The organism is Stutzerimonas sp. Brlt_14 (assembly GCF_051948915.1).
GTDB classification, from domain to species: Bacteria; Pseudomonadota; Gammaproteobacteria; order Pseudomonadales; family Pseudomonadaceae; genus Stutzerimonas; species Stutzerimonas stutzeri.
The window spans coordinates 370,991-385,729 of record NZ_JAYJLM010000003.1 but is presented as its reverse complement, the minus strand read 5'-3'; the positions used below and the strand labels follow the sequence as shown (position 1 = coordinate 385,729).

At 61.8% G+C, this 14,739-nt stretch carries 18 protein-coding genes; all 18 read left to right on the top strand.

All coding sequences use genetic code 11. The features are described from left to right. The 18 genes from VF716_RS08965 (at position 1) to VF716_RS08880 (ending at position 14,738) form a co-directional block, all read left to right on the top strand. Positions 1-384 carry a sodium:proton antiporter gene (locus tag VF716_RS08965; protein WP_049325720.1) on the top strand — a complete coding sequence of 128 codons (384 nt, stop codon included), beginning with the start codon at positions 1-3 and terminating at the stop codon, positions 382-384. Continuing rightward, the gene (locus tag VF716_RS08960) at positions 381-1,901 is read left to right on the top strand and encodes a Na+/H+ antiporter subunit D (protein WP_045633457.1); all 1,521 of its coding nucleotides are present in this window, start codon (positions 381-383) and stop codon (positions 1,899-1,901) included. The genes VF716_RS08965 and VF716_RS08960 overlap by 4 nt, the downstream gene beginning before the upstream one ends. Then, positions 1,898-2,242: a Na+/H+ antiporter subunit E gene (locus tag VF716_RS08955; RefSeq protein ID WP_011915204.1), complete on the top strand. Its 345-nt coding sequence runs from the start codon at positions 1,898-1,900 to the stop codon at positions 2,240-2,242. The genes VF716_RS08960 and VF716_RS08955 overlap by 4 nt, the downstream gene beginning before the upstream one ends. Before the next feature lie 2 nt (positions 2,243-2,244). After that, positions 2,245-2,505, top strand: coding sequence for a monovalent cation/H+ antiporter complex subunit F (locus VF716_RS08950; protein WP_049325721.1), 261 nt, complete (start codon positions 2,245-2,247; stop codon positions 2,503-2,505). Next, positions 2,502-2,894 (top strand): monovalent cation/H(+) antiporter subunit G, encoded by a 393-nt coding sequence (gene mnhG, locus VF716_RS08945; protein WP_049325722.1) that lies wholly within the window; start codon positions 2,502-2,504, stop codon positions 2,892-2,894. Before VF716_RS08950 ends, mnhG begins: the two co-directional genes overlap by 4 nt. Before the next feature lie 408 nt (positions 2,895-3,302). Continuing rightward, entirely contained in the window at positions 3,303-5,195 is a 1,893-nt protein-coding gene (gene mnmG, locus VF716_RS08940; protein WP_011915201.1) for a tRNA uridine-5-carboxymethylaminomethyl(34) synthesis enzyme MnmG, read from the top strand. Next, positions 5,195-5,842: a 16S rRNA (guanine(527)-N(7))-methyltransferase RsmG gene (gene rsmG / locus VF716_RS08935; protein WP_013984549.1), complete on the top strand. Its 648-nt coding sequence runs from the start codon at positions 5,195-5,197 to the stop codon at positions 5,840-5,842. The genes mnmG and rsmG overlap by 1 nt, the downstream gene beginning before the upstream one ends. A gap of 18 nt (positions 5,843-5,860) precedes the next feature. Continuing rightward, positions 5,861-6,649, top strand: coding sequence for a ParA family protein (locus VF716_RS08930; RefSeq protein WP_011915199.1), 789 nt, complete (start codon positions 5,861-5,863; stop codon positions 6,647-6,649). 9 nt (positions 6,650-6,658) lie between these two features. Then, positions 6,659-7,531 (top strand): ParB/RepB/Spo0J family partition protein, encoded by an 873-nt coding sequence (locus VF716_RS08925; protein WP_011915198.1) that lies wholly within the window; start codon positions 6,659-6,661, stop codon positions 7,529-7,531. Positions 7,532-7,658: 127 nt separating this feature from the next. Continuing rightward, the gene (locus VF716_RS08920) at positions 7,659-8,063 is read left to right on the top strand and encodes a F0F1 ATP synthase subunit I (protein ID WP_419248016.1); all 405 of its coding nucleotides are present in this window, start codon (positions 7,659-7,661) and stop codon (positions 8,061-8,063) included. Positions 8,064-8,079: 16 nt separating this feature from the next. Then, positions 8,080-8,931, top strand: a complete 852-nt coding sequence (gene atpB / locus VF716_RS08915; protein WP_003284847.1) for a F0F1 ATP synthase subunit A — start codon at positions 8,080-8,082, stop codon at positions 8,929-8,931. Between the two features lie 72 nt (positions 8,932-9,003). Beyond that, on the top strand, positions 9,004-9,243 hold the full coding sequence (gene atpE / locus VF716_RS08910; RefSeq protein ID WP_003284846.1) for a F0F1 ATP synthase subunit C: 240 nt from the start codon (positions 9,004-9,006) through the stop codon (positions 9,241-9,243). Between the two features lie 87 nt (positions 9,244-9,330). Continuing rightward, positions 9,331-9,801 carry a F0F1 ATP synthase subunit B gene (locus VF716_RS08905; protein WP_003284844.1) on the top strand — a complete coding sequence of 157 codons (471 nt, stop codon included), beginning with the start codon at positions 9,331-9,333 and terminating at the stop codon, positions 9,799-9,801. Positions 9,802-9,813: 12 nt separating this feature from the next. Beyond that, positions 9,814-10,350 carry a F0F1 ATP synthase subunit delta gene (locus VF716_RS08900; RefSeq protein WP_126527162.1) on the top strand — a complete coding sequence of 179 codons (537 nt, stop codon included), beginning with the start codon at positions 9,814-9,816 and terminating at the stop codon, positions 10,348-10,350. Positions 10,351-10,365: 15 nt separating this feature from the next. Then, a complete protein-coding gene (gene atpA / locus VF716_RS08895) occupies positions 10,366-11,910 on the top strand; it encodes a F0F1 ATP synthase subunit alpha (protein WP_019405952.1) in 1,545 nt (514 codons plus the stop codon). A gap of 50 nt (positions 11,911-11,960) precedes the next feature. Beyond that, positions 11,961-12,827, top strand: coding sequence for a F0F1 ATP synthase subunit gamma (atpG, locus tag VF716_RS08890; protein ID WP_011915192.1), 867 nt, complete (start codon positions 11,961-11,963; stop codon positions 12,825-12,827). 30 nt (positions 12,828-12,857) lie between these two features. Continuing rightward, positions 12,858-14,234, top strand: coding sequence for a F0F1 ATP synthase subunit beta (gene atpD, locus VF716_RS08885; RefSeq protein WP_011915191.1), 1,377 nt, complete (start codon positions 12,858-12,860; stop codon positions 14,232-14,234). Between the two features lie 75 nt (positions 14,235-14,309). Beyond that, complete coding sequence (locus tag VF716_RS08880; protein ID WP_020308359.1) at positions 14,310-14,738, top strand: F0F1 ATP synthase subunit epsilon; 429 nt, start codon at positions 14,310-14,312, stop codon at positions 14,736-14,738. Position 14,739 lies beyond the last annotated feature (1 nt).

Below are 14,739 nucleotides of genomic sequence, written 5' to 3'. Positions count from 1 at the left end.
ATGCACCTGCTCTTCGCACTGAGCATTGCCGTGCTCGCCGGCTGCAGCCTCTACCTCATCCTGTCGCGGCACATCGTCCGTGTGCTGCTGGGCGTGACCATGCTCTCGGCGGCGATCAACCTGGTGATCTTCTTCGCCGGCCGCATCGTCACCAACACGCCGGCTGTGATCCGCGCCGGGGAGAGCAGCCTGCCCGCCGATGCGGCCAATCCGCTGCCGCAGGCGCTGGTACTCACGGCCATCGTCATCGGCTTCTCGCTGACTGCTTTCTTCGCCGCCCTGGCGCTGCAGACCTATCGTCGCCTGGGCAGCGTGGACCTGCGGCAGATCGATGCGGCTGAACGGCTGGGTTCGCCCATCTCCGCAGGCAAGGATCGCCCATGACAGGATTTCTGACGCTGCACGCACCACTCTGGCCGGTCCTGCTGCCGATTCTCGGTGCTGGGCTGGCAGCCTGCCTGTGGAAAAGTCGTCGCGCCCAGCGTCTGGTCAGCGCCCTGTGCATAACCCTGCTGCTGGCTGCTTCGCTGCTGTTGCTCGTTGCGGTGTATCGCGAGGGGATTCTGGCGATCCGCTTCGGCGACTGGGCGGCGCCGTTCGGCATAGTCTTCGTCGCCGATGCCCTGGCGGCAGCGATGGTGGCGATCACCGGGATTCTGGCCGCCGCGGTGATGACCTTCGGTCTGGCCGACATCCGCCGTCGCGAGGAGCAGGCCGGCTTCCACCCCCTGCTGCTGGGCATGCTCGCCGGCGTCAACGGGGCCTTCCTCACCGGCGACATCTTCAACCTCTATGTGTGGTTCGAGGTAATGCTGATCACCGCGATGGGCCTCCTGGCGATCGGCCGCAACCGCGCGCAGCTCGATGCGACGGTGCGCTACGCGATCCTCAACCTGTTCTCCACGCTGCTTTTCCTCACCGGTGTGGCACTGCTCTACGGGGCGACCGGCACGCTGAACATGGCGGACCTCGCGCGGGTGCTGCCGCAGACCGAACCCTCGATCAACCTGACCCTGTCGGCCCTGCTGCTGCTCTGCGGCTTCGGCATCAAGGCCGGTTACTTTCCGCTGTTCTTCTGGTTGCCGGCGTCTTACCACACCGCGTCGATCACCGTTTCGGCGATCTTCGCCGGGCTGCTGACCAAGGTAGGGGTGTACGCCTGCCTACGCGTGTTCACCCTGATCTTCAGCGTCGAGGACAGCGGCATCCGCGAGATCGTCGCCGTGCTGGCCGCCGGCACCATGCTGTTCGGCGTGTTCGGCGCGGCGGTGCAGTGGGACGTCAGGCGCATTCTCTCGTTCCACATCGTCAGCCAGATCGGCTACATGCTGCTCGGGCTGGCGATCTCCACCCAGGCGGCCCTGACCGGAGCGATCTTCTACATCCTGCATCACATCATCGTGAAGGCGAACCTGTTCCTCCTTGCCGGAGCGATCCACCGCGCCAGCGGCACCTTCGACCTGCGCAAGAGCGGGGGGCTGATGTACCGCAACCCGCTGCTGGCGGCACTGTTCCTGATCCCGGCCTTGTCGCTGGCCGGCTTGCCGCCGCTGTCGGGGTTCTGGGCCAAGTTCCTGGTGATCGATGCCACCTTCCGCGCTGGCGAGCACTGGCTGGCGGGGCTGGCCCTGTTCGTCGGCCTGCTGACGCTCTATTCGATGACCAAGATCTGGATGGAGGCGTTCTGGAAGAAGCCAGTGCTGCCACGGGTCGAGGCCCGCCGGGTGCCCTTGCCGATGCTGCTGGCGATCGCCGCGCTCGGTACGCTGACCCTGGCGATCGGCTTCATGCCGCAACCGCTGATCCTCTTTTCGCAAACCGCGGCGGCGGCGCTGCTGGAGCCGGCCGCGTACCTGTCGGCAGTGCTGCCGTCCGCGTCGATTCCGGAGGCCCGCCCATGAATACCGGCTTGCTGCGTCGTGTGGTGGATGTCGTCGAATTGCTCGGCATCTATTTCTACGAGCTGATCGTGTCCTCCGTGACGGTGGCCCGCGCGGCCTTCGCTCGGGAGCCGCGCATGCACAGCTCGATCATCGCCGTGCCAATCGCGCTGCGAACCGATATGGGCATCGCCGTGCTGGCCAGCCTGGTCTCGCTGACGCCGGGCAACTGCGCGCTGCACGTCAGTGCCGATCGCCGTCTGCTCTACGTGCACGCCCTGGATGGGCGGACGCCGGAGCAGATCATCGCGTCGATCCAGCAGGTCTTCGAACGCCGCATCGCCCGTATCGAGAGGTGGTGAGCATGGTCGAAACACTGCTGGTTCTCGTCATGCTGCCACTGGGAGTGACGCTCTGGCGGATGATCGTCGCCCGCACATTGGTCGATCGGGTGGTGGCACTGGACATGCTCACCGGCGTGGGCGTGGCCATCGCCGCGCTGGTGGCGGCCATGACCGGGCGCCGTGAGTTTCTCGATGTGGGGTTCGGCCTCGGCCTGATCGGATTCGTCGGCACCTGTGCCTTCGCCGTATTCATCATGCGCAAGGGGAAAAAAGAACAATGATCGACTTTATCGCCGTGATGGTCATGCTCGCCGGCGTGGTCTTCCTGTTCGCTGCCATGCTCGGGCTGCTGCGCTTTGCCGACCCGCTGCAACGCATTCACGCCACCACCAAGTCCGGCACGGTGGGCGCCGGGCTGATTCTGCTCGGCGTGATGATACACATGGGCGACGCACAGGCCGTGTTCATTGGCTCGGCCACATTGATCTTCCTCATGCTGACCATTCCCATCGCCGGCCACCTGCTCGGCCGTGCCGCCTATATGTCGGGCGCGCGGCTCGACGGCCTACACGGGGAAGATGCCCTACATGGCGTGCTTGATCGCAGCCCGGTAACGCTGGATGAGTGGCTTGAAAGAAGCGATCCGCCCAGAGCCGACAAAGAACCCTGAGGTCGATTCACTGTTGCCCACGGACTTCCTAAGGTCTGTTGATAACCCTCCTTCGGCTCGGTAGATAAGCGCGGGGCATACCCTCTGGATAACGTTCCCTGTGCACAGTTCGCTCTGTTATCAACAGCCCGCACACTTGATCCACACCGGTATCGCGCAGGCGGAGCACAGCCTTATCCATCGTTGGAGCCCTTGAGAACAGTGGGCTCTGTATGTTTATCCACAGATAACTGCTTCACCATTAGTAAACATATCTACAAGCTCTTTTATATTTTCTTTTCTTTTTTCTGTTCTATTCGGCTGCCAACCCTCCGTTGATCAAATTTTGCCCAAGGCGCTTCTTTCAGCCTGGGTAAGTCTCTATACTTGGCCGTTTTTCCAGACCAGCCCACAAGGCACGAGGTGCACGTGGATTTCCCATCCCGTTTCGATGTGATCGTGATCGGCGGCGGCCATGCCGGTACCGAAGCGGCACTGGCTGCAGCACGCATGGGAGTCAAGACCCTGCTGCTCACCCACAATGTGGAAACCCTGGGCCAGATGAGCTGCAACCCGGCCATCGGCGGCATCGGCAAGAGTCATCTGGTCAAGGAAATCGATGCCCTGGGTGGCGCCATGGCCGTTGCTACCGACAAGGGCGGCATCCAGTTCCGTGTGCTCAACAGCCGCAAGGGCCCAGCTGTACGGGCAACCCGCGCACAGGCTGATCGCGTGCTTTACAAGGCGGCCATCCGAGAGCTACTGGAAAACCAGCCGAACCTGTGGATATTTCAGCAGGCCGCCGATGACCTGATCGTTGAGCAGAACGAGGTGCGCGGCGTCGTTACCCAGATGGGGCTGCGCTTTCTTGCAACGTCCGTGGTGTTGACCACTGGAACCTTCCTCGGCGGACTTATCCACATCGGGCTGCAGAATTATTCAGGGGGCCGTGCCGGCGATCCGCCTTCGATCGCACTGGCCAAGCGTCTGCGCGAGTTGCCGCTGCGCGTCGGCCGGCTGAAGACCGGCACGCCGCCGCGCATCGACGGCCGTTCGGTGGACTTCTCGCAGATGACCGAGCAGCCCGGCGACACGCCGCTGCCGGTGATGTCCTTTCTCGGCAGCCGAGAGCAGCATCCGCCGCAGGTCAGCTGCTGGATCACCCACACCAACGCGCGCACCCACGAGATCATCGCCGCCAACCTCGATCGCTCGCCGATGTATTCCGGCGTCATCGAAGGCGTGGGGCCTCGCTATTGCCCGTCCATCGAGGACAAGATCCATCGCTTCGCCGACAAGGACAGCCATCAGGTGTTTCTCGAGCCGGAAGGCCTGACCACCCATGAGCTGTACCCCAACGGCATCTCCACCTCGCTGCCGTTCGACGTGCAGTTGCAGATCGTGCAGAGCATCCGTGGCATGGAGAATGCGCACATCGTGCGGCCGGGCTACGCCATCGAATACGACTATTTCGATCCGCGTGATCTCAAGTACAGCCTGGAGACCAAGGTCATTGGCGGGCTGTTCTTTGCCGGGCAGATCAATGGCACCACCGGTTACGAAGAGGCCGGCGCCCAGGGGCTGCTCGCCGGCGCCAACGCCGCCTTGCGCGCGCAGGGCAAGGACAGCTGGTGCCCGCGGCGTGATGAGGCCTACCTCGGCGTGCTGGTCGATGACCTGATCACCCTCGGCACGCAGGAGCCGTATCGCATGTTCACCTCGCGCGCCGAGTACCGGCTGATCCTGCGCGAGGACAATGCCGACCTGCGCCTGACCGAAAAGGGCCGCGAGCTCGGCCTGGTGGACGACGCCCGCTGGGCGGCGTTCTGCGCCAAGCGCGAGGGCATCGAGCGCGAGGAGCAGCGTCTGAAGAACAGCTGGGTGCGCCCGGGTACGCCGCAAGGCGATGCCATCGCCGAGCGCTTCGGCAGCCCGCTGGCCCGCGAGTACAACCTGCTCAATCTGCTCGCTCGTCCCGAAATCGATTATCAGAGCCTGATCGAACTGACCGGGCCGGGCGAACCGGATCCGCAGGTCGCCGAGCAGGTCGAGATCAAGACCAAGTACGCCGGTTACATCGAGCGGCAGCAGGACGAGATCGAGAAGCTGCGTGCCAGCGAGAACGTGGCACTGCCCGCGGACCTCGACTACGCGACGATTTCCGGCCTGTCCAAGGAGATCCAGCACAAGCTCGGCCAGGCGCGCCCGCAGACCCTCGGTCAGGCCTCGCGAATCCCCGGCGTCACGCCGGCGGCCGTGTCCCTGCTGATGATCCACCTGAAGAAGCGCAGCGCCGGTCAGCAGCTGGAGCAGAGCGCCTGATGAGTCTGGTCAGTGAATCCCATGCGGAAGAACTCGTACGCGGGGCCGGGCAGCTCGGCATTCCCCTGGACGACCGCCAGCAACGACTGCTGCTGGCCTACCTGGCGCTGCTGATCAAGTGGAACAAGGCCTATAACCTGACCGCCGTGCGCGATCCGGACGAGATGGTCTCGCGCCATCTGCTCGACAGCCTGAGCGTGGTGCCTTTCGTGGCCGAAGGCGGTCGCAATTGGCTGGACGTCGGCAGCGGCGGCGGCATGCCCGGCGTGCCGCTGGCGATCATGTTTCCCGAACGGGCGTTCACCCTGCTGGACTCGAACGGCAAGAAGACACGTTTCCTCACCCAGGTGAAGCTGGAGCTGAAACTGGCCAATCTTGAGGTGGTGCACGCTCGCGTCGAGCAGTTCCAGCCCTCCATCGCCTTTGACGGCATTACCTCGCGCGCCTTCAGCTCGCTGGAGGACTTCGCCAGCTGGACCCGCCATCTGGGCAATGCCGAAACCCGCTGGCTGGCCATGAAGGGCGTGCAGCCAGATGACGAGTTGCAGCGCCTGCCCGAGGACTTCCGTCTCGATGCCTGTCACGTGCTCAAGGTTCCCGGTTGCCAAGGCCAGCGCCATCTGTTGATACTGCGCCGCACTTCATGACCCGGACAGACACTGACCATGGCTAAAGTCTTCGCCATTGCCAACCAGAAAGGCGGTGTCGCCAAGACCACCACCTGCATCAATCTGGCCGCTTCGCTGGTCGCCACGCGCCGTCGGGTGCTGCTGATCGACCTCGATCCCCAGGGCAATGCCACCACCGGCAGCGGTGTGGACAAGCTCGGCCTGGAATACTCGATCTACGATGTGCTGATCGGCGAATGCAGCCTGGTTGATGCCATGCAGTTCTCCGAGCATGGCGGCTACCAGCTGCTGCCGGCCAACCGCGACCTGACGGCGGCCGAGGTGGCCCTGCTCAATCTGCCGGCGAAGGAAAAGCGCCTGCGCGAAGCGCTGGCCCCGGTACGCGAGAACTACGACTACATTCTCATCGACTGTCCGCCGTCGCTGTCGATGCTGACCATCAACGCGCTGGCGGCCGCCGATGGCGTGATCATCCCCATGCAGTGCGAGTACTACGCGCTCGAGGGTTTGTCCGATCTGGTCAACTCGATCCAGCGCATCGGTCAGGCACTCAATCCGAGTCTGAAGATCGAAGGTCTGCTGCGCACCATGTACGACCCGCGCAGCAGCCTGACCAACGACGTTTCCGAACAGCTCAAGGCGCATTTCGGCGACAAGCTGTACGACACCGTGATTCCGCGCAACGTACGGCTCGCCGAAGCCCCCAGCCACGGCATGCCGGCGCTGGTCTACGACAAGCAATCCAAGGGTGCCCTGGCCTATCTGGCCCTGGCCGGCGAACTGTCGCGACGCCAGCGCCAGTCGGCTCGTGGCGCTCTCGCATAAGGACTACTCATGGCGACCAAGAAAAGAGGTCTAGGACGGGGACTCGATGCCCTGCTCGGCGGCGCCAGTGTCTCGGCGATGCAGGAAGAGGCCGCCAAGGTCGACACCCGCGAACTGCAACAGTTACCGCTGGAGCTGGTTCAGCGCGGCAAGTATCAGCCCCGTCGCGACATGGATCCGCAGGCGCTGGAAGAACTGGCGCAGTCGATCCGCAATCACGGCGTGATGCAGCCCATCGTCGTGCGTCCGGTCGAGGGCGGCCGCTACGAGATCATCGCCGGCGAGCGACGCTGGCGCGCCAGCCAGCAGGCCGGTCTGGAACGTGTGCCGGCGCTGGTTCGCGAGGTTCCGGACGAAGCCGCCATCGCCATGGCGCTGATCGAGAACATCCAGCGCGAGGATCTCAACCCGATCGAAGAAGCGGTGGCCTTGCAGCGGCTGCAGCAGGAATTCCAGCTCACTCAACAGCAGGTGGCCGATGCCGTGGGCAAGTCGCGGGTCTCGGTGAGCAACCTGCTGCGCCTGATCGCCCTACCCGAGGAAATCAAGACGCTGTTGTCCCATGGCGATCTGGAAATGGGGCACGCCCGCGCCTTGCTTGGTTTGCCGGCTGACCAGCAGGTCGAGGGCGCGCGGCATGTTGTCGCACGTGGGCTGACGGTCCGCCAGACCGAAGCCCTGGTACGCCAGTGGCTGAGCAGCAAGGAAAAGCCGAAGGCCGAGGTCAAGGTCGATCCCGATATCAGCCGTCTGGAACAGCGTCTGGCGGAACGCCTGGGCTCGCCGGTGCAGATCAAGCATGGGCAGAAGGGCAAAGGCCAGCTGGTGATTCGCTACAGTTCCCTGGATGAATTGCAGGGCGTTCTGGCGCACATTCGTTGATACAAAATGTTTGTAGTGCCAGTCGGAAATTACTACCTGAGTGTTGAACCCTGGCTGGCCTGCTCCTATACTCGCCGCGCTTTTTTGACTGCGGACAATTATTTACGCAGCCTGCTGCGACGATGGAATTCAGGTGAACATACACAACAGAACACCCTTCCATCGTCTCCCGGCTTTCCGCGTATTGCTGATGCAGGCGATGGTCGTGGTAGCGACCGCTGTGTCATGTGGCCTGGTATTTGGTATGGTCGCCGGCTACTCCGCGCTTTGCGGCGGTCTGATTGCACTGTCGGCGAACGTGTATTTCGCGTACAAGGCCTTTCGTTACTTTGGCGCACGCTCGGCCAGGGCGATCATTCAGTCCTTATGGTCTGGGCAGATGGGGAAACAAATTCTGGCAGCAGCGCTGTTTGCGCTGGTGTTTGTGGGAGTGCGACCGCTGGAGCCGGTTGCCCTGTTCGTCGGTTACGTGCTGGTCCTAGGCACCTCCGCGAGCGCGCTCCTGCTGATGAAAAATAATCCGAAGCATTGAGCATTGAGGCGCGCACATGGCGAGTACCCCGGCGGAATATATTCAGCATCACCTGCAAAACCTGACCTACGGCAAGCTGCCGGCTGGCTACGAACGCGTTGACGGAACCGTGATCGACCAGGCCACCTGGACCATCGCGCAAACTTCGGCTGAAGCACAGGCAATGGGCTTCATGGCCGTCCACCTGGATACCCTGGGCTGGTCGCTGTTCGCGGGCTTTCTGTTCATCGGTATCTTCGCCATGGCTGGCCGCTCGGCTACCGCGGGTGTGCCCGGCAAGTTGCAGAACCTGGTAGAGATGGTCGTCGAGTTCGTCGAAGGCATGGTCAAGGACACCTTCCACGGTCGCAATCCGCTGATCGCGCCGCTGGCTCTGACCATCTTCATGTGGATCCTGCTGATGAACAGCCTGAAATGGATCCCCGTCGACTACATCCCCGGCCTGGCTGGCCTGCTGGGTCTGCCGGCATTCAAGATCGTCCCGACAGCCGATCCGAACGGTACCTTCGGTGTGTCCATCGGCGTGTTCTTCCTGATTCTGTTCTATAGCGTCAAGGTCAAGGGCTTCAGTGGTTTCAGCAAGGAGCTGGCATTCACTCCCTTCAACCACTGGTCGCTGGTGCCTTTCAACCTGTTCCTCGAGATTCTCGGTCTGCTGACCAAGCCGCTGAGCCTTGCGCTGCGTCTGTTCGGCAACATGTATGCAGGTGAGGTGGTGTTCATCCTCATTGCGCTGCTGCCGTTCTACGTACAGTGGACCCTGAATGTGCCGTGGGCGATCTTCCACCTCCTGGTGATCCCGCTGCAGGCCTTCATCTTCATGGTGCTGTCGATCGTGTACCTGAGCGCGGCCCACGAGGACCATTGAGACGCGAAAGCGACCGTAAACCCGTAGCAAACTTGAACTGCAACTCTAACCTCTGAAAACCTAGGAGTAATCATGGAACTCGTAATCATCGCTGCCGCCATCATCATTGGTCTGGGCGCTCTGGCCACCGGTATTGGCTTCTCCCTGCTGGGCGGCAAGCTGCTGGAATCCACTGCTCGTCAACCTGAACTGGCTCCGCAGCTGCAAACCAAGACCTTCATCATGGCTGGTCTGCTCGACGCCGTGCCGATGATCGGCGTTGGTATCGCGATGTACCTGATCTTCGTTGTTGCCCCTGGTATGGCTGCTTAATTCGCTGACCCGTCCGAGCGGCAGGGCGTTGCCCTGCCGGTTAGGCTTCAGCACCCGGGAAACAACGAGATAGCATGAGGTAGATCAGTGAACATTAATCTGACGCTGTTCGGTCAAACGATTGCCTTCGCTATTTTCGTCTGGTTCTGCATGAAGTTTGTTTGGCCGCCTATCACCAGCGCCATGCAAGCTCGCCAGAAGAAAATTGCCGAAGGTCTGGATGCTGCCGGCCGCGCTCAGCGCGATCTGCAACTGGCCCAGGAAAAAGCTTCCCACTCGCTCCGTGAAACCAAAGAGCAGGTTGCCCAGATCCTCGAACAGGCGAATAAGCACGCCAATCTGATTATCGAGGAAGCCAAGCAGCAGGCTCGCACTGAGGGCGAGCGCCTGGTCGCTGGTGCTCGCGCCGAGATCGAACAGGAAGTGAACCGCGCCAGGGACGAACTGCGCACTCAGGTTGCGGCTCTTGCCGTCGCCGGTGCAGAGAAGATCCTGGAGTCCCAGGTGGACGCCAAGGTGCACAACGAGCTGGTCGAAAAACTGGCCTCCCAACTCTAAGCGAGGCAAGCGATGATCAATACCCAGACGCTTGCTCGGCCTTACGCGAAAGCCGCTTTCGAGTTTGCCAGCGCCGCAGGAAAGACCGATACCTGGTCGAAAATGCTGAACCTGGCCGCCATCGCTGTTGAAGTCCCAGAAGTCGCAGCGTTGCTGAACGACCCCCGCCTGTCTAGCGAAAGCAAGCTTCAGGGGCTGGTGCGTCTACTCGGTGACGATGTTGACGAAGCTTTCCGCAACTACGTCCAGACCCTTGGCGAAAACAATCGCCTGTCGGTCCTGCCGACCGTGTGGGAGCTGTACGAGGACATCAAGGCGCAAGCCGAGAAAACGCTCGAGGCAGAAGTTGAAACCGCCTTCGAGCTCAGCAACGCGCAACTCCAAACTTTGGCTGCCGCCCTGTCGAAGCGGCTAGATCGCACCGTCAACCTCCAGCAGGTCGTGAATCCTGCTCTGATCGGCGGCGTGTTGATTCGCGCCGGTGACGTGGTTGTCGACGGTTCGGTCCGCGGCAAACTGAGCCAGTTGGCCGAATCGTTGAAATCCTGATTTGAGGGTCATGGCATGCAGCAACTGAATCCTTCCGAGATTAGTGAAATCATCAAGCAGCGCATCGAGAAATCGAATGTCGCTGCTCAAGCCCGTAACGAGGGCACCGTCGTCAGCGTTTCTGACGGTATCGTACGCATCTACGGTCTGGCCGACGTCATGTACGGCGAGATGATCGAGTTCCCTGGCGGTATCTTCGGCATGGCACTGAACCTGGAGCAAGACTCCGTAGGTGCCGTGGTTCTGGGTAACTACCTGGGCCTGACCGAAGGCATGAGCGCCAAGTGCACCGGCCGTATCCTCGAAGTTCCTGTTGGTCCGGAACTGCTGGGTCGCGTGGTCGATGCGCTGGGCAACCCGATCGATGGCAAGGGCCCGATCAATGCCCAGGCCACCGACGCGGTCGAGAAAGTCGCGCCTGGCGTGATCTGGCGTAAGTCGGTCGACCAGCCGGTGCAGACCGGTTACAAGTCGGTCGACGCGATGATCCCGGTAGGCCGTGGCCAGCGTGAGCTGATCATCGGTGACCGTCAGATCGGTAAGACCGCCCTGGCTATCGACGCCATCATCAACCAGAAGAACAGCGGCATCCGCTGCGTCTACGTGGCTATCGGTCAGAAGCAGTCGACCATCGCCAACGTAGTGCGCAAGCTGGAAGAGCACGGTGCCCTGCAGAACACCATCGTGGTGGCTGCTTCGGCTTCCGAGTCCGCTGCGCTGCAGTACCTGGCTCCGTACGCCGGCTGCACCATGGGCGAATACTTCCGCGACCGCGGCGAAGACGCACTGATCGTCTATGACGATCTGTCCAAGCAGGCCGTGGCCTACCGCCAGATTTCCCTTCTGCTGCGCCGTCCGCCGGGACGTGAAGCCTACCCGGGCGACGTGTTCTATCTCCACAGCCGTCTGCTGGAGCGCGCTTCTCGCGTTTCCGAAGAATACGTCGAGAAGTTCACCAACGGCGCCGTGACTGGCAAGACCGGTTCGCTGACCGCTCTGCCGATCATCGAAACCCAGGCTGGTGACGTTTCCGCGTTCGTTCCGACCAACGTGATCTCCATCACCGACGGTCAGATCTTCCTGGAATCGGCCATGTTCAACGCAGGCATCCGTCCGGCCGTCAACGCCGGTATTTCGGTATCCCGCGTGGGTGGTGCGGCGCAGACCAAGATCGTCAAGAAGCTGTCCGGTGGTATCCGTACCGCACTGGCTCAGTACCGTGAACTGGCTGCATTCGCCCAGTTCGCTTCCGACCTGGACGAAGCGACCCGCAAGCAGCTGGAGCATGGTCAGCGCGTTACCGAGCTGATGAAGCAGAAGCAGTACGCGCCGATGTCCATCGCCGACATGTCCCTGTCCCTGTATGCCGCCGAGCGTGGCTATCTGGCGGACGTGGAAGTGGCCAAGGTTGGCGCCTTCGAGCAGGCCCTGATCGCCTTCTTCAACCGCGAGTTCGCCGACCTGATGGCGAAGATCAACGTGAAGGGCGACTTCAACGACGAAATCGACGCTGGCCTGAAGGCTGGTATCGAGAAGTTCAAGGCCACGCAGAGCTGGTAAGCCGCAGCGGGAGCCGCGAGGCTCCCGCCTGCTAACCCGATAGGTGTCAAATGGCAGGCGCAAAAGAGATTCGCAGCAAGATTGCGAGCATCAAAAGCACGCAGAAGATCACCAGCGCCATGGAAAAGGTGGCGGTCAGCAAGATGCGCAAGGCACAGATGCGCATGGCTGCCAGCCGCCCTTATGCGGAGCGGATCCGGCAGGTAATCGGCCATCTGGCCTACGCCAACCCGGAATACCGTCACCCGTTCATGGTGGAGCGTCCGGTCAAGCGTGTCGGCTATATCGTCGTGTCTACTGATCGTGGTCTGTGCGGTGGCCTGAACATCAACCTGTTCAAGGTCCTGATCAAGAACATGAAGGAGTGGCACGACCAGAAGGTCGAAGTCGACCTCTGCGTGATCGGCAACAAGGGCGCGAGCTTCTTCCGCAGCTTCGGCGGCAACGTCGTAGCAGCGATCGGCAACCTCGGCGAAGAGCCATCGATCAACGATCTGATCGGCAGCGTCAAGGTCATGCTGGACGGCTTCCACGAGGGCCGTATCGATCGCTTGTACCTGGTATCCAACAAGTTCATCAACACCATGACCCAGAAGCCGACGCTCGATCAGCTGCTGCCCCTGGCTGCAGACGACAGTGCCGAGCCGGTGAAGAAAGGTCAGTGGGACTACCTTTACGAGCCGGACGCCCAGCAGCTGCTGGATGCCCTGCTGGTTCGTTTCATCGAGTCCCAGGTCTATCAGGCCGTGGTTGAGAACGGCGCAGCCGAACAGGCCGCGCGGATGATTGCCATGAAGAACGCAACCGACAACGCCGGTGAGCTGATCAGCGACCTGCAACTGGTCTACAACAAGGCCCGTCAGGCTGCGATCACTCAGGAAATTTCGGAAATCGTCGGCGGCGCTGCCGCGGTTTAAGAACGGTTCAAATATTCAGAGGAACCAAACATGAGTAGCGGACGTATCGTTCAAATCATCGGCGCCGTTATCGACGTGGAATTTCCGCGCGATCTGGTACCGAACGTCTATGACGCACTGAAAGTTCAGGGCGCCGAGACCACCCTGGAAGTCCAGCAGCAGCTGGGCGACGGCATTGTCCGTACCATCGCCATGGGTTCGACCGAAGGCCTCAAGCGTGGCCTGGACGTCGTCAACACCGGCACCGGTATCTCCGTACCGGTCGGCAAGCAGACCCTGGGTCGCATCATGGACGTCCTGGGTAACCCCATCGACGAAGCCGGCCCGATCGGCGAAGAAGAGCGCTGGACCATCCACCGCGCTGCGCCGTCCTATTCCGAACAGGCTGGCGGCAACGAGCTGCTGGAAACCGGCATCAAGGTTATCGACCTGGTCTGCCCGTTCGCCAAGGGCGGTAAGGTCGGTCTGTTCGGTGGTGCCGGTGTAGGCAAGACCGTAAACATGATGGAGCTGATCCGTAACATCGCGATGGAGCACAGCGGTTACTCCGTGTTCGCCGGTGTGGGTGAGCGTACTCGTGAAGGTAACGACTTCTATCACGAGATGAAGGACTCCAACGTTCTGGACAAGGTGGCCCTGGTCTACGGCCAGATGAACGAGCCGCCAGGAAACCGTCTGCGCGTTGCGCTGACCGGTCTGACCATGGCCGAGAAGTTCCGTGACGAAGGTCGTGACGTTCTGCTGTTCGTCGACAACATCTACCGTTACACCCTCGCCGGTACCGAAGTATCCGCCCTGCTGGGCCGTATGCCTTCGGCGGTAGGTTATCAGCCGACTCTGGCCGAAGAGATGGGCGTTCTGCAGGAGCGCATCACCTCCACCAAGAACGGCTCGATCACCTCCGTGCAGGCCGTATACGTTCCCGCGGACGACCTGACCGACCCGAGCCCGGCGACCACCTTCGCCCACCTCGACGCTACCGTCGTACTGTCGCGTGACATCGCTTCCCTGGGTATCTACCCGGCGGTCGATCCGCTCGACTCGACTTCCCGTCAGCTGGATCCGCTGGTCATCGGCCAGGAGCACTACGACACCGCTCGCGGCGTCCAGTACGTGCTGCAGCGCTACAAGGAGCTGAAGGACATCATCGCGATCCTGGGTATGGACGAACTGTCCGAGCAGGACAAGCAGCTGGTATCTCGCGCTCGTAAGATCCAGCGCTTCCTGTCCCAGCCGTTCTTCGTGGCCGAAGTCTTCACCGGTTCGCCGGGCAAGTACGTTCCGCTGAAGGAAACCATCCGTGGTTTCTCCGGCATCCTCAATGGCGACTACGACCATCTGCCGGAACAGGCGTTCTACATGGTCGGCAGCATCGACGAAGCCATCGAGAAGGCCAAGAAACTGTAACTGGCGCGCCCGCTTGCGGGCGCCAATCCAGCCTGACCGGCCGCTGCTGGTCGGGCTGATTACCGAGGCATGAACATGGCTATGACAGTCCATTGCGACATCGTCAGTGCGGAAGAAGAGCTGTTCTCGGGGCTGGTGGAAATGGTCATCGCCCACGGAAACCTTGGTGACATCGGCGTCCTGCCGGGTCACGCGCCGCTGCTGACCGATCTCAAGCCCGGTCCGGTGCGGGTGATCAAGCAGGGTGGCGAGGAAGAGATCTTCTACATCTCCGGCGGCTTCATCGAAGTTCAGCCGAACATGGTGAAGGTCCTCGCCGATACCGCTACGCGCGCCAAGGACATCGACGAGGCTGCTGCTCAGGCCGCCGTCAAGGCTGCCGAGAAGGCCCTGCACGAGAAGGGCGCGGATTTCGACTACGGTTCCGCGGCCGCACGTCTGGCCGAGGCCGCAGCTCAGCTGCGTACCATCGAGCAGATGCGCAAGAAGTACGGCCGGCACTGAT